Origin of the sequence: Streptomyces tropicalis (genome assembly GCF_029269835.1) — a bacterium.
Classification (GTDB): Bacteria; Actinomycetota; Actinomycetes; order Streptomycetales; family Streptomycetaceae; genus Streptomyces; species Streptomyces tropicalis.
This window is the reverse complement of record NZ_JARJBB010000008.1, coordinates 236,253-262,376: the sequence shown is the minus strand read 5'-3', so window position 1 is coordinate 262,376 and position 26,124 is coordinate 236,253. Positions and strand designations below refer to the sequence as shown.

Sequence of the window (26,124 nt, the reverse complement as noted above, 5' to 3'; positions counted from 1 at the left end):
GTTCTCGGCCGCTCCCCTTTCGGGTCCCGGGCCGCTCGGGCCCGTGCGCGGCCGTGTCCCGCGACCGGCGGCATGGCCTGTTTCGTGACGCTAGCACGCACCCCGCCGGGGGGCTCCCGGGTGGGGGCTCCCCGGCGGGGTGCGGGCGGACACGGCACGCGGCGGCCCGGGGGCCGGCCGGGCGGGTCAGCCGAGTCGGGTCAGCTTGGCGGCGAAGCCCGGCTCGGCGAGGTCCTGCTGGAGGGCGACCGGGACGCGGACCGCGCCGACGTGGCCGTCGCCCACGGTGAGGGTGCCCACCTTGGTGCCGGCCTTCGCCGTGTGCGGGACGTCGTCGGCCGCGAAGGACAGCTTCACCTTCAGGCCGGACCAGCCGACCGCGGTGACGTCCCGGGTGAGGACGACGGGGGTGTGGCCGCCGAGCTGGTCGTCCACGTAGCCGACGACGTCGCCCTTCTTCAGGATCTTGGCCGAGGCCAGCGCGCGCTCGGCACCGAGCAGCGCGGTCCGGCTGACCGCGTTCACCGTGTCGAGGATCGACGGGCGGTGCTGGCCGAGGATCGCGCCGACGACGGTGACCGTCTGCCCGCCGACCACCCTGTGGGCCGCGAAGAGCAGGTTGCCGCCCGCCGCGGTCGTGGTGCCGGTCTTGATGCCGATGGCGCCGGTCGTGTACGGCAGCTGGTTGTAGTTCGTCCAGGTGTGGCCGGAGGGGTCCTTCCAGCTCGACACCCGGGTGATGGCGACGAGCGCCGGGATGTCCACCACCGCGTTGCCGAGCTTCACCTGGTCGTGGGCCGTGGAGACGGTGGTCTCCTTCAGACCCGACGGGTCGGTGTACGTCGTGTCGGTCATCCCGAGTTTCCTGGCGGTGTCGTTCATCTTCGTGACGAACGCCGCCTCCGAACCCGCGTCCCAGCGGGCGAGCAGCCGCGCGATGTTGTTCGCGGACGGGACCATGATGGCGGACAGGGCCTGCTGCTCGGTCAGGTAGTCGCCCGCCTTGACGCTGTTGAGGGTGGACTCGCCGGCCTTGTCGTAGCCGCCCTCCTTCTCGGCGGTCGCGTCGACCTTGATCCGCGGACCCTCCTGACCCGGCTTCAGCGGGTGGTCCCGCAGGACGATGTACGCGGTCATCGTCTTGGCGACCGAGCCGATGGCGACCGGCGTCTGCTTGCCGAACTCGTCCATCGTGGCGATGCCGTCGACGTCCACCCAGCCCTGGCCCTCGCCCGGCCAGGGGAGCTTCGCCCCGCTGCCGTCGAAGGTGTAGCTGTCCTTCGCGGTGAGCGCGAGGGACGGCTTGGGCAGCGGCCGCAGGGCCTGCACGACCGCAAAGACGATCACGAGCAGGATGACCAGCGGGGTCCAGATCTTGACCCGGCGCACGGCGGTGCGCAGCGTCGTCTCCGGGGGCGGCGGCGTGTTCGTCAGCTCGGCCAGCAGGTCCAGCGGCGGCTTCGGCGGCAGCGGCTGCTGCGCGGTCCGCTCGGGGCCGATCTGCGGGACGGCCGCGGTGGCGTCGGCCGGGGGCGCGGGCGTGGTGGACCCCGGGGCGGCCGGGGGCGCGGCGGGCGGCTTCGGCCGGCGCGTCTCCGGGACGTCGAGCGACCTGAGCGCGACGAACTTGCTGGTGCGCTCGACGTCGGACTCGGGGGTCTTGGAGCCCTTGGGAGCCTTGGTGTCCCCGGAAGCCTTGGGGTCCTGGGGAGCCTTGGAGTCCCCGGAAGCCTTGGAGTCCTGGGGAGCCTTGGGGTCCTCGGACGTCTTCCCGCCGAGCTTCAGCATGGTGGTCGGCTGGTCGACGGCGGGCTTCTGCCCTCCGCCCAGCTTGAGCATGGTGGTCGGCTGGTCGACGGGGGGCTCGGGGCGGTCGGAGCCGCCGTCCTCGCCGTCAACGTCGGCCTCGTCCTCGGCCTCGCTCCCGGCGTCACCCTCGGGCTGGCGCGTGGCCCTGTCCTCGCCCTTGCCGGAGGGCGTGCCGTCGGTGTCGCCCGGCGTCGCGGTGTCGGCGTCGGTGCCGTCGGACGTCTCGCCGGTGTCGGAGTCGGAGTCGGAGTCGGCCGGGGCGTCGGTGTCGTCCGCGCCGGAGGGCTCGTCGTCCGCGGACTCGGACCGGGTCCCGGTCTCGGACCCGGACTCGGACTCGGACCGGGTCCCGGTCTCGGACCCGGTCTCGGACTCGGCGGTGGTGTCCGCGCCGTCCCCGCCGGACCCGGCGTCGGTGGCCTCGTCCGCGGGCTTTCCGGCGGACGAGGCGGGCTTCGGGGCGCGCGGGTCCTCGGAGGCTTCCTCGGAGGCGCTCCCGGCCTTGCCGGACGCCTTCTTCCCGGCGTCGCCGGTGCCCTTGCCGTCGGCGGAGTCCACCCAGGCCGCCACGGCGTCCCGCAGGCGCGCGTCACCGGCCGAGCCGGTGTCGGCGTCCTCGGCATCCTGGGTGTCCTCGGCATCCGCGTCGGCGGCGGTGCCGTCCGCGGGCTCGTCCGTGGGCCCGGTCTCCCCCGTGTCCCCGGACTTCCGGTCCGTCCCGGCGTCGTCGGAGCCCTCGGAGCCGCCGGAGTCACGGACCGCGTCGGAGCCCTCCGCCGCGGAGTCTTCGGAATCGCCCGAGTCGCCCGAGTCGCCGGCGTCCCGGGACTCCCCGGCGCCCTCGGCGCCGGTCCCGGTCTCGTCGGAGTCCCCCGCGCTCCCGCCCTCCGCGGCGCCCTCAGCGGCCTCGGGCCGTGCGCCGGTTCCGGGCGTCCGGGCCGCGCCCGACACGGCGTCAGGACCCGAACCGGGACCGGAGTCGGACCCGGGACCGGAGTCGGCCGCGTCCTTCACCACGTCCCGTACGGAGAGCACCTTCGTCGCCGTGTCGACGCCGCCGCGCCCCCCGGAGCCCCCGGACGTCCCGGACTCCCCCGCGAGGCCGATCCGGGGATCGCGGGCGCCTCGCGCCCCTCCCCCGGCCTCGGGAACCGGACCCTCGCTCCCCTGCGTCGGTTCTGCCGACGACCCGCGCTGCTTCGACCTGTCGGGGGACTCGCCCGCCACCGATGCCTCCTCCTCGCGGCGCACGCCCCGCGTGCGCCTACCGAACCATGTACCAGTGTCCTGTGTGCGGGCTATACCCGAGCGGTAGACGAGAACGACATACCTACCGGTTCCCTCACATACCGGTCACGTGCCCTCGACAGACCAATGTGAGAGGGGTCACCCTGTCATTCATCCACGCGGGGAGGCATGGATGGGCAGGAGCCGCAGAACAATTCCGGAAGAGCTTCTGATGCTCGCACTGGACCCGGCCACGGGTACCACTGCGCAGCCGCAGTCGCTCGACCTCGGTCTGGCCGGAGCACAGCTAGTGGAGCTGGCGCTGGCCGGACGGATAGCCCCAGACGGGGATCGTATCGCCGTGGTGGTCGCACGGCCCACAGGAGATCCAACTCTGGACTGCGCGTTGGAGTTGCTGCGACGGCGCGGCGCTCCGGTGCGGGCCGTCCACTGGATCGGCGGACCCCGGCTGGGGCTCCGTCAGACCTACCTCTCGCATCTGGAGCGGTGCGGCATGGTCGCCGCCGTGCCCGGCCAGATGTGCGGGGTGCTGCCGACGACGCGCTACCAGGCGGCGGACACCACGATCAGCCGGGAGATCCGGGCCCGGCTGGACTCCGCGATCCGCACCGGCGTGCCGCCGGACCCGCGGACGGCGGCGCTCGCCGCGCTGGCGCACGCGGTCGGCCTGGGCAAGCACCTGTACCCGGGCAACGAGGGCCGCTCGTCGCGGTCACGGCTGCGGGACCTGATCCGGCACGACCCGATGGGCGGTCTCGTGGCGCACGCCGTGATGGACGTCCAGAACGGCGTCGCGGCCCAGCCGCGCCGCGGTCCGGGCCCGGCCGGGCGTCAGGCCGCCGGGGCGAGGCCCGGGCCGGAGCCCGCACGCGGTGTCCCGGGGCAGCCCGCCCACGGCGTCCCGGCGCAGCCGCACCGCGGTTCGATGGTGCGCGCCGCCGTCCACTGAGCCGCACCGCGCCCCGCCGGACGGCGGGGCCGCACACCGCCCGCAGCCGCGCCGTCGGTCCCCACGGCCCGGCACGGGAGCAGTCGGCCCGGGCGGGCCGGCGGAACCTCGTGGTCCCGCCGGCCCGCCCGGTCGTGCGCCACCGCGGCGGCCGCGTCCCGGACCGCCGGTGCGGCCGCGGGTCCGCCGGTTCCGTACATCCGGTGTTCTCCAGCGGTGACCAGCCGCTTGGTGGCAATCTGCTCAACAGCAGATACGCAAAGCAGAGGCCCGCAGCCGGAGGTGCACGTTCCGTGGCGTCCAATGTCAATCCCACCGTCAGGCGACGCCGGCTGGGCCAGGAGCTGCGCAGGCTCCGCGAGCTCAAGGGCATGACGGCGGAGGAGGTGGCCGAGCGGCTGCTGGTGTCGCAGTCGAAGATCAGCCGCCTGGAGAACGGGCGGCGCAGCATCAGCCAGCGCGACGTCCGCGACCTGTGCGGGGTCTACGAGGTCGAGGACCACCGCATCGTCGACTCGCTGATGCAGATGGCCAAGGACTCGCGGCAGCAGGGCTGGTGGCACTCCTTCGGCGACATCCCGTACAGCGTCTACATCGGCCTGGAGACGGACGCGGCGAGCCTGCGGGTCTACGACCCCCAGGTGGTGCCGGGGCTGCTCCAGACCCGGCAGTACGCGGAGGCGCTGATCGCCGGCGCGCTGCCGGAGACGGCGCACGCGGACATCGAGAAGCGCGTCCAGGTCCGGATGCGGCGGCAGGAACGAATCTCCGCGGCGGAGAACCCGCTGCGGCTGTGGACCGTCCTGGACGAGGCGGCGCTGCGCCGGGCGGTCGGCAACAAGGGCCTGATGCGGGAGCAGTTGGAGCACCTGGTGGAGCAGTCCCGGCTGCCGCACGTGACCGTGCAGGTGATCCCCTTCGACATGGGCGCGCACCCGGGCCTGAACGGCCAGTACGCGATCCTGGAGTTCCCCGACGCGGCCGACTCCAGCGTGGTCTACATCGAGGGCGTGACCAGCGACCTGTACCTGGAGAAGGCCAACGACGTGCAGAAGTACAGCGTGATGTACGAGCACCTGAGGGCGCAGGCGCTGAACGTGGAGCAGTCGCGCCAGTTCATCGCGAAGATCGCCAAGGACTACGCCAACTGACCTCAGGGGAAACTCCGTTCCCGGCGGCGCGGTGCTGCACCGTACACCTTCGCCGGGCCGGAATGGAAGCTCCATTGGTATATGCCATCCGGTCGAGTGAATAGTCTCTTCGGGCGGCGAGTGTGGCGAGTAGCGTCGATCACGCCAACGGGCAAGAACGTTGGCGAAAAGCGCGCCGTGTTCCCGATCGGGCACGCAGTGCGGCGACAGCAACTCAACAACTTGCAATCCGGAGCAGAAATGGCAATTCGTCAGGGCGCCACGGGCACGTGGACCAAGTCCTCGTACTCCACGGGCAACGGCGCATGCGTCGAGGTCAAGTCACCGGTGGTCGCGGCCATGGCCGTGCGGGACTCCAAGGTCCCCGCGGGCCCGGTGCTGGACTTCCCGGCAGCGGCGTGGAGCGCGTTCGTGTCCTCCGTGAAGGCGTGAGGAGGAGGGTCCTCCCGATCCTCCGCGGCACACCGTCCGCCCTCGCACCACCGACAACCGCACAAGCACCACCGCACGAGCCCTCTCGACCAGTTCGCCGTCCTAGCCGAGGGGGCTCACCGGTGCCCGGCGCCCCGCGGGTCTGCCGCCAGGGGCTACGCGCCCCGCGGGTACCGCGCCAGCCAGCCGGGGGCGGACCCGGCCGGCCCGTGCAGGGCGGGGCCCTGGGTCATCTCCATGGCGAAGTCGTCGGCCAGGGCCAGCAGGGTGGGGCGGCCCTCCAACTCGGCGATCCAGCCGGGCGGCAGGGCGGTCTCGCCGTGCAGCGCGCCGAGCAGGCCGCCGGTGAGGGCGCCGGCGGCGCCCGAGGGGCCGCTCTGGTTCACCGCCAGGCACAGGCCGTGCCGGACGTCCTCGCCGACCAGCGTGCAGTACACCGCCACCGCCAGCAGGCCCTCGGCCGTGCCCTCCCCGGCCAGCTCCTCCACCCGGGCCGGGGCCGGCATGCCCTGCCGCACGGCGCCGAGGGCCCGCTGGAGGGCGTCGGAGACCGGCTGGTGACCCGGCCGCGCGGACAGCAGCGCCAGCGCCTTCTGCACCGCACCGTCGAGGGCGTCGCCGCGGGCGAGGGCGTGCACGATGACGGCGTACGCGCCCGCCGAGAGGCAGGCGGTGGGGTGGCCGTGGGTCTGCGCCGCGCACTCCACCGCGAGCTGCACCACCAGTTGGGGCTCCCAGCCGACGAGCAGGCCGAAGGGCGCGGAGCGGGCGGCCGCCTCCGGACCCCGCTCGGCCGGGTTCTTGGGCGCCTCCGGTGTGCCCATGATGTCGTCGCCCAGGCCGAGCAGCAGCGACCGGGCCGGGTCGCGGCGGGCGTACAGCCACTCCTCGCGGGCCAGCCAGCCGTCCTCCGCCCGGCGCTCGTCGGGCCCCCAGTCCCGCTGGGTGGCGGCCCACCGCAGATAGGCGCGGTGCAGGTCGGTCGGCGGGTGCCAGGCGCCCGCGTCCCGGCGAACCTGGGCGCGGATCAGGCCGTCCACGGAGAAGAGCGTCAGCTGGGTGAGGTGGGTGACGGCGCCGCGCCGCCCGTGGGCGGGGGCGAGGTCGGTCAGCCCCTCCGCGCCGTGGGCCTCCCGGATCGCCGCCAGGTCGAGCCGGTCCACCGGGGCGCCCAGGGCGTCGCCGAGGGCCGCGCCGAGGAGGGTGCCGCGCACCCGGCTGCGGAAGTCCTGCTGCTCGGCGCGCCCCCAGACGGCACCGGACGTCGCGCTCACCCGACCTCCCGTTCTGCACCGTCCGCACGTACGACGGGAGCACTGTAATCGAACGGGAACGGTGCGTTCGGAACCTGCGACGGCACGCCGGAACGCGGCGCGGCGGGGCCGGGGCGGGCGCCGCCGGGCGTCCCGGACGGCGATGCCCCCGTAGGGGCAGCCGTGTTGGCGAATCGGCGGGAAAGCGCGGAATCCGCGGCCGCCGGGAATGTCGACCTCGCGCCGTCCCGCATCCCGGACGGATCGCCTTTCCCCTTTCAGAGAATTCACAGAACGCACAACGGTTCCCCGCACAGCGAGCAGTGCCGGGCGGTGCGGTACGAGGCGGCGAAAGGCGGGTGGCGGTGGGAGCCGGGCGGAGGGCGGCGGAGTGCGGCGCCTACCGGACGACGGTCACCTTCGTCGGCACCGAGGTGAAGGTCCACAGGGCCCTGCCGTCCGCCTTGGGCATCCGGATGCCGCCGGTGCGCGTGCCCGCGGCGGGCGCCGGGGAGGAGCCGTCGACGGCGTTGGAGAAGGCCACGGACACGCCGGACTTGGCGGCGAAGTAGACGATGTGCTCGATCGGCACGCCGTCGGATCCGGTGGTGGCGTTCAGCCGGCGGGAGATGCCGTAGGTGCCGGGGTCCGGGGCGACCGCGCCCGGCCAGACCGTGAAGGTGCGGCGCGGGGCGTCGCCCTGGTCGACGAGCCAGACCCGGTGCTCGGCCAGCGCGTACACCACGCGCCGTCCGGTGCCGGTCCCGGCCGGGACGGCCGGCGGGGCCGGGGTCCGGGGCGCGGCGGAGGCGGAGGGGTGCGCGGAGGCCGTGGCGGAGGCTCCGGGGCGGGCGGCGCCGGCGGCGGGGTGCGGTCCGTGGTCCGCCCGCACCGCCAGCACGGTGACCGCGGCGACCGCCCCGACGGTCAGGCCGCCGACCCAGGCCCACGAAGGTATTCGGGCAGGCACGGGCACGCATCTCCTCAGCTGTTCGACCCCTCCGTCGGGGGTCGGATCATCGTACTGTGGGCGGTCCGCTGCCGGGCTCGTCAGTCCAGGACCGGCAGCAGCTCCGGCAGGTGGCCGTCGGAGGCGGCCGCGGTGCGCCGGCGCTCCTCGGGGACCTCGCCGTAGAGCGTGGTCCGCGGCTTCGCCGGGCGCCCGGCGGCCTCCGCCACCGCCACGAGGTCGCGCACCGACTTGTAGGAGCCGTACGACGAGCCCGCCATCCGCGAGATCGTCTCCTCCATGAGCGTCCCGCCGAGGTCGTTGGCCCCGGAGCGGAGCATCTCGGCGGCGCCCTCCGCGCCCAGCTTCACCCAGCTGGTCTGGATGTTCGGAATGTGGGGGTGCAGCAGCAGCCGCGCCATCGCCGTCACCGCGCGGTTGTCGCGGACGCCCGGTCCGGGCCGCGCGATGCCCGCGAGGTAGACGGGGGCGTTGGTGTGGATGAAGGGGAGCGTGACGAACTCGGTGAAACCGCCGGTCCGCTGCTGGATCCGGGCCAGGGTGCGCAGGTGGCCGAGCCAGTGGCGGGGCTGGTCGACATGGCCGTACATCATCGTGGAGGAGGAGCGGATGCCCAGCTCGTGGGCCGTGGTGACCACCTCGATCCAGGTCGCGGCGGGCAGCTTGCCCTTGGTGAGGACCCAGCGGACCTCGTCGTCCAGGATCTCGGCGGCGGTGCCCGGGATGCTGTCCAGGCCGGCCTCCCGGGCGGCGGTCAGCCACTCGCGGATCGACATCCCGGTGCGGGTGGCGCCGTTGACGACCTCCATCGGGGAGAAGGCGTGGACGTGCAGGCCCGGGACGCGCTCCTTCACCGCCCGGGCGATGTCGAAGTAGGCCGTGCCGGGCAGGTCGGGGTGGATGCCGCCCTGCATGCACACCTCCACGGCGCCGACGTCCCAGGCCTGCTGGGCGCGGTCGGCGACCTGGTCCAGGGAGAGCGTGTAGGCGTCGGCGTCGGTCCGGCGCTGGGCGAAGGCGCAGAACCGGCAGCCGGTGTAGCAGACGTTGGTGAAGTTGATGTTGCGGGTGACGATGTACGTCACGTCGTCGCCGACGGCCGACCTGCGCACGTCGTCCGCGGTGCGGCACAGCGCGTCCAGCGCGGGGCCGTCCGCGTGCAGCAGCGCCAGGGCCTCGGCGTCGGTCAGCCGGGTCGGGTCGTCGGCGGCCGTGCGCAGCGCCGCCCGCACGTCGGTGTCGATGCGCTCGGGGGCCATGCCGGGCGCGGCGGCCTCCCGCAGGGCGCCCCAGTCGCCGTAGACCTCGTCGAAGTCGTCGCGGCGGTCCGAGGTGCGGCCCTCGGTGTCGATCGACGTGTGCAGGTCCGTGCGTCCGGACGCGGTGAAGGCCTCCTCGGGCTCCTGCCAGGGCCGGCCCTCGACGACGGCGTCCTCGCGGGCCAGACCGGTCGCGGGGTCGGCCAGGGCCCGCACGTGGGGCAGCAGGCGCGGGTCGAGCCAGGGCTCGCCGCGGGTGACGAACTCCGGGTAGACGCACAGCCGTTCACGCAGGCCGAAGCCGGCGGCGGCCGACCGCTCGGCGAGCCGCTCGATCTGCGGCCAGGGGCGCTCGGGGTTGACGTGGTCGATGGTGAGCGGGGAGACACCGCCCCAGTCGTCGATGCCCGCGCCGATGAGGCGCTCGTACTCGCCGTCCACCAGGTTGGGCGGGGCCTGGAGACAGGCGGCGGGGCCCATGATGTGCCGGGCGACGGCGACCGTGGCGACGAGGTCGTCCAGGTCGGCGTCGGGCATGCCGCGCATCGCCGTGTCCGGCTTGGCGCGGAAGTTCTGGATGATCAGCTCCTGGATGCCGTGGTAGGCGCGGGAGATCCGGCGGAGCGCGAACAGCGACTCGGCGCGCTCCTCGTGGGTCTCGCCGATACCGATGAGGAGGCCGGAGGTGAAGGGGACGGAGGAGCGGCCGGCGTCCTCCAGCACCCGCAGCCGGACCGCGGGCTCCTTGTCCGGGGAGCCGTGGTGGGGGCCGCCGGGCTCGGACCACAGCCGGGTGGCGGTGGTCTCCAGCATCATGCCCATGGACGGCGCCACGGGCTTGAGCCGCTGGAAGTCCGTCCAGGTCATGACGCCCGGGTTGAGGTGGGGCAGCAGCCCGGTCTCCTCCAGGATGCGCACCGAGATCGCGCGGACGTAGGCGATGGTGTCGTCGTAGCCGTGCGCGTCGAGCCACTCGCGGGCCTCGGGCCAGCGGTCCTCGGGCTTGTCGCCGAGGGTGATGAGGGCTTCCTTGCAGCCGAGTTCGGCGCCGCGGCGGGCGATGTCGAGGACCTCGTCCGGGGACATGAACATCCCGTGCCCGGCGCGGCGCAGCCGGCCCGGCACGGTGACGAAGGTGCAGTAGTGGCACTTGTCCCGGCACAGCCGGGTCAGCGGGACGAAGACACTCCGGGAGTACGTGATGACGCCGGGCCGCCCGGCCGCCTCCAGGCCCGCGTCCCGCACCCGGGCGGCGGAGGCGGCGAGGTCGTCGAGGTGCTCGCCGCGGGCCTGGAGCAGCACCGCCGCCTCCGCGACGTCGAGGGCCACACCGTCCCGGGCACGTTTGAGCGCACGCCGCAGGGAGTTCTCGGTGGGGCCCGTTCCGGAGGTCGCGGAGGTCGTCATCCTCCGAGCATACGGTCGCGGTGATCAGCCCAGACAAGTGTGGCCGGATCCCCCGGGGACGGCGGCTCGGGCCCGCCCGAACGCCGCGCCCCCGCGGCCGGACCGTCCCGCCGGGGCGCGGAGCGGGGCGGCCGCGGCCCGGTCAGGCCGGCAGGTGGGGGGCGAGGGCGTCCAGGGTGTGCAGGACCTCCGCCTCGCCGGCCGGGGGCAGTTGGACCACGATCTCCTCGATGCCGAGGTCGGCGTAGTGGGCGAGTTTGCCCGGGGAGGGCACGACCGCGTAGGGGACGACCTGGAGGGCCGCCGGGTCCCGCCCGGCGTCCGCCCACGCGGTGCGCAGCACCGGCAGCGACTCGGACAGGCCGCGCCCGCCGATCGGCAGCCAGCCGTCGGCGTACTCGGCGATGTGCGCGAAGAGCTTCGGGCCGGCCGCCCCGCCGACGAGGGTGCGCGGCCCGACGACCGGGCCGCGCGGCTTCTGCACCGGCTTGGGGAAGGCCAGGCTGGCCCGCACGGCGCCGTACGGGCCGTCGTGGGCGGTGGGCTCCTCGGCCCACAGGGCGCGCATCAGCGCCATCCGGTCGCGGACGAGGTCGCGCCGGGTGCGCCAGTGGACGCCGTGGTCGGCGGCCTCCTCCACGTTCCAGCCGTAGCCGAGGCCGAGGGTGAACCGGCCGCCGGAGAGGTGGTCGAGGGTGGCGATCTGCTTGGCCAGGTCGATCGGGTCGTGCTGGGCGACGAGGGTGATGCCGGTGCCCAGGCCCAGCCGCTCGGTGACGGCGGCGGCCTGGCCGAGGGCGACGAACGCGTCGAAGGTGCGGGCGTACTCGCGCGGCAGGTCCCCGCCGGCCGGGTACGGGGTGGTCCGCTCGACGGGGATGTGGGTGTGCTCCGGCAGGTAGAGCCCGGCGAAGCCGCGCTGCTCCAGCTCACGGGCGAGCACGGTGGGGGCGACGGTCTCGTCGGTGAGGAAGATCGTGACGGCGATGCGCATGGCGGCCTCTCGGTGGGCGGCTGATGCCCCTCTTGTACCGGCAGACGCCCCCGGAGTCCATACCGACTGGTCGGAACTCAACTCCGTGCCGGGCCGCCCTCCGTTCCGCCCCGCCGCCCCGGGCCAGGGACAGGGCCGGGACGGGGCCGGTCCGGGACGGGCGAGGGCCCGGGACGGGCGAGGGCCCGGAACGGGCGAGGGCCCGGAACGGGCGAGGGCCCGGAACGGGCGAGGCGCGGGAGCCGCAGCCTCCGCGCCCCGGCAGGCCCCGCTCCCCCGCCCGTGCCCGTGCCCGGTGGTCCACCCCGGCGCAGCAGCACGGCGTCGACCGTCCACGGCGGGTACGGACGCGGGGAGCGGCGGCACGGGCGAGGACGGCCACCCGAGCGGGCCCGGCGGACGCGCGCCGTCCGCGACGGGCGCCGCCGCGGCGCTTACGTTGGAGGCGTGACCTTCGCGAGCGGCGCCGCGGCGGCGGACGGCGGCCAGGAGATCCGGACCGTCCGCGGCACCCTGCCGCCGGGCGCGCCGGACTACGTGTACGTGCCCGTCGAAGTCCCCGCCGGCGTACGGGAGATCCACGTGTCGTACGCCTACGACCGGCCCTCCGTCCCGGCCGGCACGCAGGGCAACGCGCTGGACATCGGCCTCTTCGACGAGCAGGGCACCGACCTGGGCGGACGGGGCTTCCGCGGCTGGTCGGGCGGGGCCCGCCCGGATTTCTTCGTGCGCGCCGACGACGCGACCCCCGGCTACCTCCCCGGGCCGGTCCGCGCGGGCACCTGGCACGTCGCCCTCGGCCCCTGCACGGTCGCGCCCCAGGGCCTGACCTACACGCTCACGGTGACGCTCACCTACGGCGAACCGGGCACGCCCGTCCCGCCGGTGTACCCGCCGCGCCGGGCGCGGGGCAGGGGCCGGGACTGGTATCGCGGCGACTGCCACGTGCACTCCTGGCACTCCGACGGGCGCCGCACGCCCGCCGAGATCGCGGCGCAGGCCCGGTCGGCCGGCCTGGACTTCATCAACTCCTCCGACCACAACACGCACGCGTCGCACCCGCACTGGGCGGACCAGGCGGGCGACGACCTGCTGATCATGCTCGGCGAGGAGGTCACCACCCGCAACGGGCACGTGCTGGCGCTCGGCACCGACCCGGGCACCTTCGTGGACTGGCGCTACCGGGCCCGGGACGGCCGCTTCGGGCACCACGCGCGCCGGATCCGCTCCGCCGGCGGCCTCGTGGTGCCCGCACACCCGCACGCCACCTGCCTCGGCTGCGGCTGGAAGTTCGGCTTCGGCGAGGCGGACGCGGTGGAGGTGTGGAACGGACCCTTCACGCCCGACGACGAGGTGACGCTGGCCGACTGGGACAACCGGCTGGTGGCGTCCGTGCGCGAGGGCCGCGGCTGGATCCCCGCGATGGGCAACAGCGACGCCCACCGCGCCCCGGACGCGGTGGGCACGCCGCAGACGGTCGTCCTGGCCGACGACCTGACCGTGGAGGCGGTCCAGGAGGGCATCCGCGCGGGCCGCTCCTACGTGGCCGAGTCCCGGCACGTCACGCTGGCCTTCTCCGCCACCGCGGGGCCGGGACGGCAGGCGGGCATCGGGGAGCGGCTGTCCGTGGACCCCGGCACGCCCGTCACGGTCCGCCTGGAGGTCTCGGGCGCCCCCCGCTGCTCGGTCCGGCTCGTCACCGACCAGGGCGTGCTGCTGACCGGGGATCCGCTGCCGGTCTCCGGCTCGGGCACCGTCGAGTGGCGGACGACCCCCGCCAACACGGCCTACGTGCGGGCGGAGGTCCGGCACGAGACGGCCGTCGGCCCGCTGCCCGGGGTGATGGCGGCCTTCACCAACCCCGTCTTCCTGGGGCACCGGTGACGGGGGCGGCGATCCGGAGGTGACGGTCCGGAAGTGACGGTCAAGAGGTGACGAACCGTCACTGGTGCGACGGGCCACGAGCGTACGGGATGCCCGGCGGGTGTGGAGACTGTGTGTGGAGGCGGTGGACCCCCGTGAGCCGCTCTGTGATCGGCGTCTCGGGCGGCTGACGCATCCGGTGTGAACAAGGCAAACTGACGGGGTCGGTCAGGATGTCTAGGGGGACGGCATGGACGGTGTACCGCGCGCCATGGACGGTGTGCCGCGCGTACCGGAACAGCGACGTCCCGGCTCCCCCGCGGAGCCGGACCGGCTGCGCTTCGGCGTGCTCGGCCCGGTGCGCGCCTGGCGCGGCGACGCCCCCCTCAGCACCGGCTCCCCCCAGCAGCGCGCCCTGCTCGCCGCCCTGCTGCTGCGCGAGGGGCGCACCGCGACCGCGGCCGAGCTGATCGACGCGCTGTGGGGCGAGGAGCCGCCGTCGCAGGCGCTCGCCGCGGTACGGACGTACGCCTCCCGGCTGCGCAAGGCACTGGACCCCGGGGTGCTGGTGAGCGAGTCCGGCGGGTACGCCGTGCGCGGGCTCGGCGAGGGCGCGCTGGACCTGGCGGCGGCCCAGGACCTGGCGGCGCGGGCGGAGAGGGCGCGCACGGCCGGCGACCTGTGCCGGGCACGGGAGGCCCTGGGCCGCGCCCTGGCCCTGTGGGACGGCGGGCCGCTGGCCGGGGTGCCGGGCCCCTACGCCGAGGCGCAGCGGGTCCGCCTGGAGGAGTGGCGGCTCCAACTGCTGGAGTCCCGCCTCGACATGGACCTGGAGCAGGGCTGCCATGCCGAGGCCGTCTCCGAGCTGACCGCGCTCACCGCGGAGCACCCGCTGCGCGAGCGGCTGCGCGAACTGCTGATGCTGGCGCTGTACCGCAGCGGCCGGCAGGCGGAGGCCCTCGCGGTGTACGCCGACACCCGGCGGCTGCTCGCCGACGAGCTCGGGGTGGACCCGTGCCCGGAGCTGCGCGAGCTCCAGCAGCGGATCCTGCAGGCCGACCCGGCGCTCGCGGAGGCGCCCTCCCCGGTGGCGGAGGCGCCGGTGGCACCGGTACGGCCCGCACAACTCCCGGCCACTGTCCCCGACTTCACCGGCCGTACGGCCTTCGTGGACGAGCTGAGCGAGGTGCTGGCGTCGGCGGACGGCCGGGTGATGGCGGTGTCCGCGCTGGCCGGGATCGGCGGCGTCGGCAAGACCACACTCGCGGTGCACGTGGCCCACCGGGCGCGGACGGCCTTCCCCGACGGCCAGCTCTACGTCGACCTCCAGGGCGCGGGCCCGCGGTCCGCGGAGCCGGAGACGGTGCTCGGCTCCTTCCTGCGCGCGCTCGGCACGGCCGACTCGGCGATCCCCGACTCGCTGGAGGAGCGGGCGGCTCTGTACCGGTCGGTGCTGGACGGACGCCGGGTGCTGGTCCTGCTGGACAACGCACGGGACGCGGCGCAGGTCCGGCCGCTGCTGCCGGGCACCGACGGCTGCGCGGCCCTGGTGACCTCGCGGGTGCGGATGGTGGACCTGGCGGGCGCGCACCTGGTGGACCTGGACGTGATGTCCCCGGAGGAGGCGCTGCAGCTGTTCACCCGGATCGTCGGCGAGGAGCGGGTGGCCTCCGAGCGGGAGGCGGCCCTGGACGTGGTCGCGGCGTGCGGCTTCCTGCCGCTGGCCATCCGCATCGCCGCCTCCCGGCTGGCGGCCCGCCGCACCTGGACGGTGTCGGTGCTGGCGGCGAAGCTCGCCGACGGGCGGCGCCGCCTGGACGAGCTGCAGGCCGGCGACCTCGCGGTGAAGGCGACCTTCGAACTCGGCTACGGGCAGCTGGAGCCGGCGCAGGCCCGCGCCTTCCGGCTGCTGGGCCTGGCCGACGGCCCGGACGTGTCGCTGGCCGCGGCCGCCGCCGTCCTGGACCTGCCGGTGGAGGAGACCGAGGACGTCCTGGAGTCGCTGGTCGACACCTCCCTGCTGGAGTCGGCCGCGCCCGGCCGCTACCGCTACCACGACCTGGTGCGGCTGTTCGCCCGCGCCTGTGCGGAGCGCGACGAGCATCCGCCGAGCGAGCGGGACGCCGCCCTGTCGCGGCTGCTGGACTTCTACCTCGCCACCGCGGCCGGGGTGTACGGCATCGAGCGGCCCGGGGACCGGCTGGTGGACCACCTCCAGACGGCCCGCCACCCCGGCCTCGCCTTCACCGACCGCCACCGCGCCCAGGACTGGCTGTACGCGGAGGCCGTGTCCCTGCTGGCCTGCGTGCGGCAGTCGGCCGTCCCCGGCTTCCTCCGCCGGGCCGTCGACACCCTGTGGGCGTGCGTGGACCTCGCGGAGTCGGGCACCAACTCCAAGGCGTACGAGAGCGTCGCCGCGGCCCTGCGCGAGGCGGCGGCGACGTCGGCCGACCCGCGTGCCGAGGCGCGGGCCCTGATCATGCTGGCCTACGTGCACCACATCACCGGCCGCTTCGACCTGGCGGTGCGCGCGGCGGGGCGCGCGGCCGAACTGAGCACCGGGGTCGACCCGCTGGCCGCCTGCTGGGCCTACAACACCCTGGGGGTGATCGCCCTCTACCAGAACCGGTACGACGACGGCGAGGCCCAGCTGGAACGCGCCATCGAGGGGTTCCGCGCCTGCCAGGACCGGCCGGGCGAGGCGAGCGCGCTGTGCAACCTCTCGCGCATCCACCTGGCCACCGGCCGCACCCACAGCGCGGTCGCCCTGGCGCAGCAGGGCACCGACACCTACGACGACATGGGGCACGCACTGAAGGGCGCCAACGGGCGTTACGCGCTGGGGCTGGCCCTCACCCAGAGCGGCCGCCCGGGGGAGGCGTCGGCCCGGCTCCAGGAGGCGCTGGCGGTGTTCCGGGACAGCCGCCAGCAACTGTGGGAGGGAATGGCCCTGTTCCGGCTGGCCGAGGTCGACCTCGTGGCGCTGCGCCCGGCGCAGGCCGCCGCCAACGCGGAACTGGCGCTCACCGTACTGCGCGACATCGGCGGCGACTGGCGCCGGGGGAACGCGCTCGTCGTGCTCGGCCGCGGTCTGCACGGCATCGGGCACACCGGTCGCGCCGAGGTGTGCTGGCGTGAGTCGCTGAGCCTGTTCGAGGCGCTGGGCGCGCCGGAGGCGGAGACGGTGCGGGAGCTGCTGGCGCCGCTGCCCGTGGCCTGAGGGCCGGCGCCGGGGCGTTCATCGTTCGTTTATCGCCGCCCGGCAGTCTCGGAGTTGTCGTTCCGTCGCGTCGGGGGGCGGGCGAAGCGACCAGGGGCCGTGCCATAGGGTGAACGGCCCTGATCCGCCCGGTCGGCGACCCTCGGGGGAGCCGCCGACCGGGCGCGCACGACGACCCATCAGCACCTGCACGGGGAGGCAGACATGAGCGACGAGAAGACCACCGACGGCAACATCCACGCGACCGAGAAGAAGCCGGGCACCGTCAGCACCGACAACATCCACGCCACGACCGAGCCCCTCAAGGGCGGCAACCCGCTGACGGCCGATGCCGGCGGCGACCAGGTCGCCCCGGACAACATCCACGCCACGGACGAGCGCGCCTGATTCCTCCCGCGGTCACGGGGGACACGGGCCGCGGGGAACCGGGCACGGGGGAGCGGGTACGGGGGAGCGGTCGCGGCGGCCCGGAGGGGAGCCGCCGCGACCGAGGCACGTCCGGACGAACGGGCGGACGTGCGACGAAGAGAATCGGCTGTGCCCACTCCTTCCGGAGCGGACACAGCCGATTTTTCGTGCGTGCGGGGGCCGCGGGCCTCAGCGGGTGGCGGGCGGGGCGACCGAGTCCACGACGCAGTGGGCGACCTTCGCGGCGTCGGCCGCGGTGGCGACGGGGACCTTCACGGTCGCCTTCCCGCGCGCGGGCACCTGGACCTGCCGCGGCCGGGACACGAGCGGGAGGTCGCCGGCGTCGCGGAAGCCGACGGTGACGGTGAAGGTGCCGGACGCGGAGTTCGGGTTGGCGACCTCGACGGTCGCGAACGGCGTCTTCGCGCTCGCGCAGCGCAGCAGCCGCGCGGTCGCGTCCTGCCGGGTGGTCCCGGTCGGGGAGCTGCTGGGCGTGTGCCGGTTGCGGTACGGGGTCCGGTAGCCGCCGGAGGAGCCGTAGCCGCGGCTCCTGTGCGTCGACGTGTCGTGGTCCTGGTGGGAGCTGCTGCATCCGCCGCCGCCCGAGGAGTGCCGGCTGTGGCTGTAGCTGTGTCCGTGGCTGCGTCCGGTGAAGCCGGTGAGGCAGAGGACGACCGCAGCCGACACCCCCGCGAGCCTGAGTGTGCGTCCCCGTGAGTTCATGCCCGCCAGCGTAGGCAGGGGGCTGTCACGGCCATGTCACCGGTGGGCGACCGTTGCGTACCCGGCGCAACGCCGGGTACCGCAACGCCGTCCGCCGTCAGGCCGTGCGGGCCGTGCCGGTGCCCTTCTCCGCGTCCAGCGCGTACACGCAGCGGTCCTTGCTGCACGCGTACACCACCCCGTCCCGGATCACCGGGGAGCCGGTGATCTCGCCGCCGGTGGCGAGCTTCCAGCGCAGCCGGCCGTCGTCGGCCTTGAGGGTGTACAGCAGGTGGTCGGTGGAGCCGAAGTGGATCCGGCCCTCGGCGACCACCGGGGAGCCCACCACGTCGCCGCCCGCCTGGAAGCGCCACTTGGGCGTGCCGGTCACCGCGTCCAGGGTGTAGAGGCCCTTGCCGCTGCCGACGTGCACATGGCCCGCGGCGACCAGGACCGGGTCGATCGCGGAACGCGCCTCGGTGGCGATGCGCCAGCGGTCGCGGCCGTCGGTGGCGTCCAGGGCGTAGACCGTGCCGAGGTAGTCGGCGAGGTAGACCCCGCCGCCGGTCACCGCCGGGCCGGACGCGAAGGCCGGCGGGCAGAGGAAGACCGCGGGGGCCTCGAAGTGCCAGCGCACCCGTCCGCCGGCGATGTCGAGGGCCAGGACGCGGGTACCGGCCGCGACGTAGACGTAGCCGTCGGGTGCCGGGGTGAGCCGTACCGGGACCCCGCCGCAGGAGGCGGCGTCGCCGATCGGGTAGGACCAGCGCTCCTCGCCGGTACGGGCCTCCAGGGCGCGCAGCCGGGCGTCCTGCCAGACGAACACCGTGCCCTCGTGGACGAGGGGGCCGGCCTCCGGGGACTCGAAGTCGCTCTGGGCTCCGGACAGCTCCCAGAGCTTGCGGCCGTTCGACGCCTCCCAGCCCTGGACGCCGCCGCCGCGGGTGCCGGTGACCACGGTGCCCCGGTCGGCGCGCAGCGAGTACACCCAGGCGTCGGTCTGCTGCCGCCACAGGTCGGCGCCCTCCCGGGCGTCGAGGGCGAACAGGGTGGGCCCGTCGGAGGCGTGGATCCTGCCGTCGGCGACCGCCATCGACCAGGCCACGTCCCGGGTCTTGAAGCGGCGGCGGCCGGTCGCCACGTCCAGGGCGTGCACCTCGAAGGAGGTGACGTACACGAGGTCGTCGGCGACGGACGGCGTCCCCCACACGTCGTTCGACATACGGAAGCGCCACGGGCGCCAGCCGGCCGCGGTCTCCGGGGGTGTGGCCGGGACGGCCGCGACCGCCGGGTCGGCGCCGTTGACGCCGGGGCGGGGCCGGGACCAGGACGCGGCCAGGCCGGCCTCCGGCGGCGGCGCCTTGACCGCGGCGGCACGGGCGTCGGCGACCCGCGGCCCGGGGCCGATCGGGACCTGTGCGCCGGCCAGCAGCACCGGACCGGTGCCGGGGGCGCCGACCGGGGCGGGCAGGGCCGGCGCCGGGACGACCGGGTCGTGCGAGGGCGGGGGCGGCACCGGGGGCCGGCCGCCGCTGCGGGGGCCGGCGGTGCTCTGCACGGGCGGGCGGCCGCCGCGGCGGCCCTCGATGAGCGCGACCGCCTTCTCCGGCAGCCAGGCCGAGGCGGTGCCGCTGTCGTCGGAGCCGGAGCCGAACAGGTGCGGGGCGAGCTGGGACTGGAGGTCCGCGGGCGTGGGCCGGCTCGGCGCCTCCATCTGCATGCAGGACTCGATCAGCGGGCGCAGCTCGTCGGGCAGGCCCTCCAGGTCGGGGCCCTCCCGCAGCAGCATGAAGACCGTCTCCACCGGGTTGGCGCCGTGGAAGGGGGCGTGCCCGGTGGCGGCGAAGACGAGGGTGGAGCCCAGCGAGAAGACGTCGCTGGCGCCGGTCACGCTGCGCGAGTCCTTCGCCTGCTCGGGGGACATGTAGGCGGGGGTGCCGACGGCGACGTTCGTCATGGTCAGGCGGGTGTTGGAGACGCCCGAGGCGATGCCGAAGTCGATCACCCGGGGGCCGTCCTCGACGACCAGGACGTTCGACGGCTTCAGGTCGCGGTGGACCAGCCCGGCCCCGTGGATGGACTGCAGCGCCTCGGCGACGCCCGCGGCGAGCCAGCGCACCGCCTGGGCCGGGAGGGGACCGCACTCGGTCACTATCTCCTCGAGCGAAGGCGCCGGGACGTAGGCGGTGGCGAGCCACGGCACGGCGGCACGCGGGTCGGCGTCGACGACCGCGGCCGTGTAGAAGCCGGAGACCGCGCGGGCCGCCTCGACCTCGCGCGTGAAGCGGACCCGGAACAGCTGGTCCTCGGCCAGTTCGGTCCGCACGGTCTTGATCGCCACCCGCCGGCCGGACGCCGAGCGCGCGAGATAGACCAGCCCCATGCCGCCGGCACCCAGCCGTCCCAGCACCTCGAACGGCCCGATCCGCCGCGGATCGTGCTGCGTCAGCTGACCCACCACTTGCCTGCCACCTCCCCGTACGAGCCGCGTCACCCACATATGTACGCGACCGAAGTGCAGCGTCTCACCACCGCACCGCCGTGGCGGCACGCACCCCGATTCTTCCTGGCCCGGGCACTGGTTGCGAACCCGGCGACTAATCAGGATGTCATGCCGCAAATCCCCCGCGTCCCGTCACGGAGGGCGACCCTCACCGCTGGAGCAGGGCGAAGGACGCCCCCTGATTGTCGGCGACGACCGCCGCGATGCCGTAGGACGTCTCGAAGGGTGGCACACGGACCCGCCCGCCGAGCCGGGTCACCGTGCCGAGGGCGGCGGCGCAGTCCTCGACCAGGAAGTGGACCACGAAGTGCGGGGGCATCTCGGGCGCGAAGGCGTCGGTGACGAGGGCGCGCCCCAGGTCCGGCCGGGCGCCGGGGCCGAGGAGGGTGTCGTGGAAGAGGCCGCCGTAGAAGGCGTCGGCGGCGGCCGCGTCCCGGGTGTAGAGCTGGGCCCAGGCGAAGGCGCCCGGCTCGTGGCGCCTGCCGAAGCCCGGGTGCCCCGCCGGCTGCCACAGCCCGAAGACCGCGCCCTCCGGGTCGGCGGCCAGGGCGGCGATGCCCCCGGCGACCGGGACGGGCTCCGTGATGACCGTGCCGCCGGCCGCCCGGATGCGCCGGGCCAGGTCCGCGGCGTCCGGCGTGGCCAGGTACACCGTCCAGACCGTGGGCATCCGCCCGTCCGCCTTGCGGGCGAGCGCGGCGACCGGCTCGCCGCCCAGCCGGGCCACCGCCGGGCCCCCGGGGACGACGGGCTGCTCGTCGAAGGTCCACCCGAAGAGCGCACCGTAGAACCACTTGCCGGCCTCGACGTCGGCGAGCTGCGCGTCCGCCCAGCAGGGCAGGCCCTCGGTGTACGCGGACGGGCTGTTTTCGGCCATGTCGCCAACGTAACCGCGGTGCGCGCAGGCCGCAGACCAGGCACAGCAGCCTCCGACTGCCCGTGCACCCCATTTGCAGTCGGCCAAATCGCGCTCCCATCACCCCTCGGTAAGCTGACGACATGACAGGACAAGTGCGTACCGTCGACGGCCGCGTGGCCGGTCGGCGTGGGCAGGCGACCCGGCAGAAGCTGCTCGACTGCCTCAGCGAGATGCTCAGCTCCTCCCCGTACCGCGACGTCAAAGTCATCGATGTCGCCCGGAAGGCCGGGACATCGCCCGCGACCTTCTACCAGTACTTTCCGGACGTCGAGGGTGCCGTCCTCGAGATCGCCGACCAAGTGGCCTCCGAGGGCGCCGGGTTGGCCGAACTGCTGGCGGGCCGCTCATGGGCCGGCAAGGCGGGCTGGCTGACCGCGCAGGAATTCGTCGACGGGTTCCTGGAGTTCTGGCGCCGCAACGACGCGATTCTGCGCGTGGTCGACCTCGGGGCCGCCGAGGGCGACAAGCGCTTCTACAAACTCAGGATGAAGGTCCTCAACGCGGTGAACGGCCCCCTGGCGGACGCTGTTGCCGAACTCCAGTCCAAGGGGCGGGTGGACAAGGACGTGAATCCGGCCGCGGTCGCCGGTTCACTGGTCACGATGCTCTCCGCGGTCGCCTCGCACCAGAAGGGTTTCACCTCCTGGGGCGTGAAGCAGGCCGAACTGCGCCCGAACCTGGCCCTGTTGGTCCATCTGGGCATCACCGGCCGGAAGCCGACGAAGTAGAACCGGTCGCACGTCCTGTCAGGCAGGCGGTGGTCCACCCCGGTGGGCGGCCGCCTGTTGCGCTGTGGCGGCGGTGCGGCGGCCCCGGGCGGCCCGCGGAGTGGGCGAGGCCGGTGGGGACTTCGCAACGGCCACCGCGCTCAGCGGTCGTTCGAGCCGTCCTCGTCCCGCAGCCTGCGCCCAAGGCAAGGTGCGGTGCAGCACGTGGAGGGCGACGGCCGGGACCGAGGTCTGCGGGCCCACGGCGAGCAGCCGGACCTGCTCCGGGCGGGCGCCCCTGGAACGTCTCGTCCTCCAGGTCCCCGACCACCAGCAGCGCGTGCACGGCGGACCCACGGAACGCCTCCAGCGCGGCCTGCAGCAGGAAGAACGGGGCCGACGGCACCGAACGGGTGAGGGTGCCCGCGCCGGGCCCGCCGCGGACGGGGGCTCGGGGGCCGGTGCGCGCGGACGGGTGCCCCCTCCAGCGCGCGAGGGAGCGGCCCCCGGCGGCGGCGTCCCGTGTCCGGGGCCCCTGCGGGGGCGGAGCCATACTCGGGGCATGGAGACCGATCTTCACGAGCTGCTGAGGTCCCTGCGGGTCTGGGACCCGGAGGTCACCGAGCTGCCGGCGTTCGACCCCGCGTCCGCGCCCGCCGATCCCCTGCCGCTGTTCACGGAGTGGATCGCGCGGGCCGCGGCGGCGGGCGAGCGGGAGCCGCACACGATGGCGCTGGCGACGGCCGACGAGGAGGGCCTCCCGGACGTCCGGATCGTGATGCTGCACGGCGCCGACGCGTCCGGCTGGACCTTCGGGACGCACGCCCACAGCCACAAGGGCCGCCAGCTGGCCGCGCTCCCGCACGCGGCACTCGCCTTCTACTGGCCGGTCCTGGGGCGCCAGGTCCGGGTGCGCGGGCCGGTGTCGGCCGCCCCCGCCGAGGAGGCGCACGCGGACCTGCACGCCCGCTCCACCGGGGCGCTGGCCGCCGCCCTCACCGGCCGGCAGAGCGAGGTGCTCGGCTCGCTCGGCGCACTGCACCGGGCGTCCGAGGATGCCTGGGAGCGGGCCCGGCGGGAGCCGGACGCCGAGGTGCCGTCCTGGACGCTGTACCGGCTGAGGGCCGAGGAGGTCGAGTTCTTCCAGGGCGACGCCCGGCGCCGCCACGTCCGGCTGCACTACCGGCGCACCGGGACCGGCTGGGACCGCACCCTGCTCTGGCCCTGAAGCGGAACCGCGCCCGGGCCGCTCCGCCCGGAGCCACCGCCCGGGCCGGTCCCGCCCCGGGGCGCCGACCGGACACGCCCGTCCGGAGGCGCCGGCTCACCCCGGGACGGACCGGTCCCGCCGATCGGTGAAGAGGTGGACGGCGAAGTCGGACACCGGGCGGTAGCCGATGCGCTGGTACAGGGCGTTGCTGGTCGGGTTGGCGAGGTCGGTGAAGAGGAGCACCTCGTCCGCCCCGGAGGACCGCGCGGCCCGGCTGGCCTCGGTGGTGACGGCGCCCGCGTAGCCGCGGCCGCGCAGCTCCGCCGGGGTGTACACGGCGACGACGCGGATCTGCCCGGCGACCCGGGGGGACGTGCCGGCCATGGAGACGGGGGTGCCGTCGGGGGTCTCCCAGAACAGCAGGTCGCCGCGCTCCACCCGGTCGTCGGCCCACTCCCCCGGATCGCGGCCGGCCGGTTCGCCGACCTCGGCGCAGAACTCCGCGTACCAGCGCGCCATCAGTGCGCGGTCCGCGGCTCCGGCCGCCCTGGCCCGTCCCGGCGGCACCGGCTGCGGCGCCGTCAGCTCCCCCAGCCGGTACAGGCGCAGCCGCTCGTGCAGCGAGGACGGGGTGCCGGTGTGCCGCTGCCAGGCCGCGGCGAGGGCGGCGGCGGTGTCCCGGTCGGCGTTGACGCCGCCCGGCGTGCGCCCGGCCGCGGCCAGCCGGCGGGCCAGGCCGTCGGCCTGCCCCTCGGTCAGCGAGGTGACCACGAGGGGATGCGGCGGGGTGCGGAAGAAGGCCGCCCGCACGGCACCGTCCTCCTCCAGCACCCCGAACTCGGGCGCGGCGCCGCCGTAGAGCCGTCCGCCGCGGGTGCGCAGGTTCTCCGTCACGGTGAGGTGCACGGTGTGCCGGTCCGGCCGGGAGCGCAGGAAGCCGCCCGCGCGGGCCAGGTAGTCCGTGAGGTCGTCCGTCAGGTACCAGTCGTCGAAGGCCATGGCCCATGATCGGCCCCGACGGCCGTGCCGCGCCCCCGTATTACGCCCCGGCAGGCGTCCCCGCCCCGGGCACCGGGTCGGCCGCGAGGCGGGCGTGCAGGTGGGCGTCCCGGAAGGCGTCGCGCCGCCCCTCCTCGAACATCTCCCCGCGCAGCGTCCCCTCGTAGCGGAAGCCGCAGCGCTCGGCGATGGTGCAGGAGGCCGCGTGGCCGACGGCGTGGCCCAGTTCGAGGCGGTGCAGGCCGAGGGCGTCGAAGCTCCAGCGGGCGGCGAGGTCCAGGGCGCGGGTCGCCACGCCCCGGCCGCGCGCCTCGGGCAGCACCCAGTAGCCGACGATCGCGCGGCCGAAGACGCGCCGGATCTCGTTCACGCCGAGGTGCCCGACCGCGGGGCCGTCCTCCGCCTCGGCTATCAGGAAGGGCACGGCGGTCCCCGCGGCGGCCTGCTCCCCGCGGGTGCGCAGCGCCTCGCGGGCGGTGGCGCGGTCCGTGATGGGCGTCAGGGGGGTGTTCCAGCGGGCGAACTCGCGGTCGGTGACACCGCGCAGGAAGGCGTCGACGTCGGCGTCGGACGCCGGGTCCCAGGGGCGCAGCCACAGGCCGCCGCCCGACAGCCGTACGGAGGACAGGTCGCCGGGGTCGGGGAGGTCGCGGGTCATCCCGTCATTCAAGCACCGGGCGCCCGGGCCGTGTTCCCCGGTCCGGAACGTCCCGTACGGGCTCCCTGCGCACCGTCCCGCGCACTCCCCCGCACCATCCCCACACCCGTGATCAATCCGCAACCAATTGTGGTCTTGACCGAGACCCATCAACCGGTTGCGTGATTACGCTCACGGACATGGCCGACTCCACCACGTCACCGCACCCCGGCGCCGCCCACCCGGCGGACCGTCCCGTCTACGTCGTCGGCGGCGGTCCGGGCGGGCTCGCCGCCGCCCACGCGCTGCGGGCCCGGGGGATACGCGCCGTCGTGCTGGAGCGGTCCGACCGGGTCGGCGCGTCCTGGCGGCGCCACTACGACCGGCTGCACCTGCACACCACCCGCCGTCTGTCGGCGCTGCCGGGACTGTCCATGCCGCGCCGGTTCGGCCGGTGGGTGTCCCGCGACGACGTGGTGCGCTACCTGGAGAAGTACGCCGAGCACCACGCACTGGAGATCGTGACCGGCGTCGAGGTCTCCCGCATCGAGCGCGCCCCCGACGGCGGCTGGCTGCTGCACGCCACCGGCGGCCGGGAGCTGACCGGCGCCGCGGTCGTGGTCGCCACCGGCCACAACCACACGCCCCGCGTGCCCGACTGGCCGGGCCGCGCGGCGTACACGGGCGAGTTCCTGCACGCCTCCGCCTACCGGAACGCCGCCCCCTACGCGGGCCGCGACGTGCTCGTCGTCGGCGTCGGCAACACCGGCGCCGAGATCGCCGTGGACCTGGTGGAGGGCGGGGCCTCGCGGGTGCGGCTCGCGGTGCGCACCGCCCCGCACCTGGTGCGCAGGTCGACGGCCGGCTGGGCCGCGCAGTACACCGGCATCCTGGTGCGTCGCCTGCCCGTCCGGCTGGTCGACCGGCTGGCCCGGCCGATGGCGCGGCTGAGCGTGCCGGACCTGTCCGCCCACGGCCTCCCCCGCCCGGACACCGGTCTGTACTCCCGGGTCACCGAGGGCGCGATCCCGGTCCAGGACGTCGGCCTCGTCGACGCGGTGCGCGGCGGGCGGGTCGAGATCGTGGCCGCGGTCGAGGGCTTCGAGGAGGACAAGGTCGTCCTCGCCGACGGCGGCCGGATCGCGCCGGACGCCGTCGTCGCGGCGACCGGCTACCTGCGGGCGCTGGAGGGCCTGGTCGGCCACCTCGACGTGCTGGACGGGCGCGGCCGGCCCGCCGTCCACGGCGGCCGCGCCCCGCAGCACGCGCCCGGCCTGTTCTTCACCGGCTTCACCAACCCCATCAGCGGCATGTTCCGCGAGATGGCGGCCGACGCGGAGCGGATCGCCCGCGCGGTGGCGAGGCAGGCCGTCCGCCGCGACGGACTGCGGGTGTCCCGCCTGCCGGACTGACCGCGGGGCCGCGGACGGGAGCGGGGCCCGGAACCGCCCCGCGCCGGGCGCGGGGCGACGGCGACGCCCGCC

At 75.2% G+C, this 26,124-nt stretch carries 18 protein-coding genes and 1 pseudogene; 9 read left to right on the top strand and 10 right to left on the bottom strand.

Going from position 1 to position 26,124, the window contains the following annotated elements; all coding sequences use genetic code 11:
- Positions 1-186: 186 nt before the first annotated feature.
- Positions 187-2,844, bottom strand: coding sequence for a D-alanyl-D-alanine carboxypeptidase family protein (locus P3H78_RS18280; RefSeq protein ID WP_438827989.1), 2,658 nt, complete (start codon positions 2,842-2,844; stop codon positions 187-189).
- Positions 2,845-3,229: 385 nt separating this feature from the next.
- On the opposite strand from P3H78_RS18280, the gene P3H78_RS18275 reads away from it, so the two are divergent.
- The 3 genes from P3H78_RS18275 to P3H78_RS18265 all read left to right on the top strand — a co-directional run bounded on the left by P3H78_RS18275 (position 3,230) and on the right by P3H78_RS18265 (position 5,589).
- Positions 3,230-4,006 carry a GOLPH3/VPS74 family protein gene (locus P3H78_RS18275; protein WP_276110075.1) on the top strand — a complete coding sequence of 259 codons (777 nt, stop codon included), beginning with the start codon at positions 3,230-3,232 and terminating at the stop codon, positions 4,004-4,006.
- 293 nt (positions 4,007-4,299) lie between these two features.
- Complete coding sequence (locus P3H78_RS18270; RefSeq protein WP_276110074.1) at positions 4,300-5,157, top strand: helix-turn-helix domain-containing protein; 858 nt, start codon at positions 4,300-4,302, stop codon at positions 5,155-5,157.
- Positions 5,158-5,397: 240 nt separating this feature from the next.
- A complete protein-coding gene (locus P3H78_RS18265; protein WP_276110073.1) occupies positions 5,398-5,589 on the top strand; it encodes a DUF397 domain-containing protein in 192 nt (63 codons plus the stop codon).
- A gap of 155 nt (positions 5,590-5,744) precedes the next feature.
- On the opposite strand, the gene P3H78_RS18260 is transcribed toward P3H78_RS18265, so the two are convergent.
- From P3H78_RS18260 to P3H78_RS18245, 4 genes are all read right to left on the bottom strand, one after another.
- Positions 5,745-6,863 (bottom strand): ADP-ribosylglycohydrolase family protein, encoded by a 1,119-nt coding sequence (locus P3H78_RS18260; protein WP_276110072.1) that lies wholly within the window; start codon positions 6,861-6,863, stop codon positions 5,745-5,747.
- Between the two features lie 379 nt (positions 6,864-7,242).
- Entirely contained in the window at positions 7,243-7,812 is a 570-nt protein-coding gene (locus tag P3H78_RS18255; RefSeq protein ID WP_276110071.1) for a hypothetical protein, read from the bottom strand.
- 80 nt (positions 7,813-7,892) lie between these two features.
- Complete coding sequence (locus tag P3H78_RS18250; protein WP_276110070.1) at positions 7,893-10,478, bottom strand: bifunctional FO biosynthesis protein CofGH; 2,586 nt, start codon at positions 10,476-10,478, stop codon at positions 7,893-7,895.
- Between the two features lie 142 nt (positions 10,479-10,620).
- Positions 10,621-11,472: a TIGR03619 family F420-dependent LLM class oxidoreductase gene (locus P3H78_RS18245; protein WP_276110069.1), complete on the bottom strand. Its 852-nt coding sequence runs from the start codon at positions 11,470-11,472 to the stop codon at positions 10,621-10,623.
- A gap of 295 nt (positions 11,473-11,767) precedes the next feature.
- On the opposite strand from P3H78_RS18245, the pseudogene P3H78_RS18240 reads away from it, so the two are divergent.
- The 3 genes and pseudogenes from P3H78_RS18240 (at position 11,768) to P3H78_RS18230 (ending at position 16,942) form a co-directional block, all read left to right on the top strand.
- Positions 11,768-13,356: pseudogene (locus P3H78_RS18240) on the top strand (CehA/McbA family metallohydrolase).
- Between the two features lie 250 nt (positions 13,357-13,606).
- The gene (gene afsR, locus P3H78_RS18235; RefSeq protein ID WP_276110153.1) at positions 13,607-16,555 is read left to right on the top strand and encodes an SARP-family global regulator AfsR; all 2,949 of its coding nucleotides are present in this window, start codon (positions 13,607-13,609) and stop codon (positions 16,553-16,555) included.
- Positions 16,556-16,759: 204 nt separating this feature from the next.
- A complete protein-coding gene (locus P3H78_RS18230) occupies positions 16,760-16,942 on the top strand; it encodes a hypothetical protein (RefSeq protein WP_276110068.1) in 183 nt (60 codons plus the stop codon).
- Between the two features lie 210 nt (positions 16,943-17,152).
- Here P3H78_RS18230 and P3H78_RS18225 read toward each other — a convergent pair whose 3' ends face one another.
- The 3 genes from P3H78_RS18225 to kbpA all read right to left on the bottom strand — a co-directional run bounded on the left by P3H78_RS18225 (position 17,153) and on the right by kbpA (position 21,045).
- Complete coding sequence (locus P3H78_RS18225) at positions 17,153-17,686, bottom strand: hypothetical protein (protein ID WP_276110067.1); 534 nt, start codon at positions 17,684-17,686, stop codon at positions 17,153-17,155.
- A gap of 97 nt (positions 17,687-17,783) precedes the next feature.
- Positions 17,784-20,126, bottom strand: coding sequence for an outer membrane protein assembly factor BamB family protein (locus P3H78_RS18220; protein WP_276110066.1), 2,343 nt, complete (start codon positions 20,124-20,126; stop codon positions 17,784-17,786).
- Between the two features lie 190 nt (positions 20,127-20,316).
- Positions 20,317-21,045 (bottom strand): AfsK-binding protein KbpA, encoded by a 729-nt coding sequence (gene kbpA / locus P3H78_RS18215; RefSeq protein ID WP_276110065.1) that lies wholly within the window; start codon positions 21,043-21,045, stop codon positions 20,317-20,319.
- Positions 21,046-21,179: 134 nt separating this feature from the next.
- Between kbpA and P3H78_RS18210 the strand changes: the two genes are divergently transcribed.
- Both P3H78_RS18210 and P3H78_RS18205 read left to right on the top strand, forming a co-directional pair.
- Positions 21,180-21,815 (top strand): TetR family transcriptional regulator, encoded by a 636-nt coding sequence (locus P3H78_RS18210; protein WP_276110152.1) that lies wholly within the window; start codon positions 21,180-21,182, stop codon positions 21,813-21,815.
- A 541-nt stretch (positions 21,816-22,356) separates the two neighbouring features.
- Positions 22,357-23,022: a pyridoxine/pyridoxamine 5'-phosphate oxidase gene (locus tag P3H78_RS18205; protein ID WP_276110064.1), complete on the top strand. Its 666-nt coding sequence runs from the start codon at positions 22,357-22,359 to the stop codon at positions 23,020-23,022.
- Positions 23,023-23,118: 96 nt separating this feature from the next.
- On the opposite strand, the gene P3H78_RS18200 is transcribed toward P3H78_RS18205, so the two are convergent.
- Together P3H78_RS18200 and P3H78_RS18195 are read right to left on the bottom strand one after the other, a co-directional pair.
- Positions 23,119-24,003: a GNAT family N-acetyltransferase gene (locus tag P3H78_RS18200; RefSeq protein ID WP_276110063.1), complete on the bottom strand. Its 885-nt coding sequence runs from the start codon at positions 24,001-24,003 to the stop codon at positions 23,119-23,121.
- A gap of 40 nt (positions 24,004-24,043) precedes the next feature.
- Positions 24,044-24,661: a GNAT family N-acetyltransferase gene (locus P3H78_RS18195; RefSeq protein WP_276110062.1), complete on the bottom strand. Its 618-nt coding sequence runs from the start codon at positions 24,659-24,661 to the stop codon at positions 24,044-24,046.
- Between the two features lie 179 nt (positions 24,662-24,840).
- Between P3H78_RS18195 and P3H78_RS18190 the strand changes: the two genes are divergently transcribed.
- Positions 24,841-26,052: a flavin-containing monooxygenase gene (locus tag P3H78_RS18190; protein WP_276110061.1), complete on the top strand. Its 1,212-nt coding sequence runs from the start codon at positions 24,841-24,843 to the stop codon at positions 26,050-26,052.
- The last annotated feature ends 72 nt before the right edge of the window (positions 26,053-26,124 follow it).

Excerpts from the sequence above, each read along its gene's own strand:
- P3H78_RS18275 (WP_276110075.1), top strand. The coding sequence starts at position 3,230 with ATGGGCAGGAGCCGCAGAACAATTCCGGAAGAGCTTCTGATGCTCGCA.
- P3H78_RS18225 (WP_276110067.1), bottom strand. The coding sequence starts at position 17,686 with ATGAACTCACGGGGACGCACACTCAGGCTCGCGGGGGTGTCGGCTGCG.
- P3H78_RS18195 (WP_276110062.1), bottom strand. The coding sequence starts at position 24,661 with ATGACCCGCGACCTCCCCGACCCCGGCGACCTGTCCTCCGTACGGCTG.
- P3H78_RS18250 (WP_276110070.1), bottom strand. The coding sequence starts at position 10,478 with ATGACGACCTCCGCGACCTCCGGAACGGGCCCCACCGAGAACTCCCTG.
- P3H78_RS18205 (WP_276110064.1), top strand. The coding sequence starts at position 22,357 with ATGGAGACCGATCTTCACGAGCTGCTGAGGTCCCTGCGGGTCTGGGAC.
- P3H78_RS18245 (WP_276110069.1), bottom strand. The coding sequence starts at position 11,472 with ATGCGCATCGCCGTCACGATCTTCCTCACCGACGAGACCGTCGCCCCC.
- afsR (WP_276110153.1), top strand. The coding sequence starts at position 13,607 with ATGGACGGTGTGCCGCGCGTACCGGAACAGCGACGTCCCGGCTCCCCC.
- P3H78_RS18200 (WP_276110063.1), bottom strand. The coding sequence starts at position 24,003 with ATGGCCTTCGACGACTGGTACCTGACGGACGACCTCACGGACTACCTG.
- P3H78_RS18190 (WP_276110061.1), top strand. The coding sequence starts at position 24,841 with ATGGCCGACTCCACCACGTCACCGCACCCCGGCGCCGCCCACCCGGCG.
- P3H78_RS18265 (WP_276110073.1), top strand. The coding sequence starts at position 5,398 with ATGGCAATTCGTCAGGGCGCCACGGGCACGTGGACCAAGTCCTCGTAC.
- kbpA (WP_276110065.1), bottom strand. The coding sequence starts at position 21,045 with ATGGCCGAAAACAGCCCGTCCGCGTACACCGAGGGCCTGCCCTGCTGG.
- P3H78_RS18230 (WP_276110068.1), top strand. The coding sequence starts at position 16,760 with ATGAGCGACGAGAAGACCACCGACGGCAACATCCACGCGACCGAGAAG.